This is a genomic window from Microbacterium sp. 18062 (genome assembly GCF_902706225.1).
Taxonomy (GTDB): Bacteria; Actinomycetota; Actinomycetes; order Actinomycetales; family Microbacteriaceae; genus Microbacterium.
This window is the reverse complement of record NZ_CACSKB010000608.1, coordinates 1-397: the sequence shown is the minus strand read 5'-3', so window position 1 is coordinate 397 and position 397 is coordinate 1. Positions and strand designations below refer to the sequence as shown.

The 397-nt window shown below is 75.8% G+C and carries 1 pseudogene; it reads right to left on the bottom strand.

The window, feature by feature from the left end:
* Positions 1-135: 135 nt before the first annotated feature.
* Positions 136-397 (bottom strand): annotated as a pseudogene (locus GVL03_RS21455) (hypothetical protein); the annotation flags it as partial.

Sequence of the window (397 nt, the reverse complement as noted above, 5' to 3'; positions counted from 1 at the left end):
GCCCAAGAGCGGCAGCGGCAAGGTGATGTGGCGGCAGCTGCAGGAGGCGGAGGCCGCGGCCCCGGCCGCCGCGGAGGCGCCGGCGCACTGACTCCCCGGCGCACGCCGGGGGCGCCGCCCCCCGCAGGCGCTCGCTCAGTGCCCCATGGCCGGCTGGGCGGGCACGCCGCGGCCCCGGTGGCCCGACACCAGCGCCTGCAGGTCGCGTTCCAGCAGGGCCGCATCCCCCAGCTGCAGTTCGATCAGCCGGCGCAGGTGGGTGACGCTGTCGAGGTCGATCGTGTCGCCCTGCAGGCCCGCGCAGCTGCCTTCCATGTGCGCCAGCTCTCCGGACATCGCGATCTGCTCCTGGCCTTCCATCAGCGGAATGGAGAGCGCGCAGGCCACGCCCTGCGGC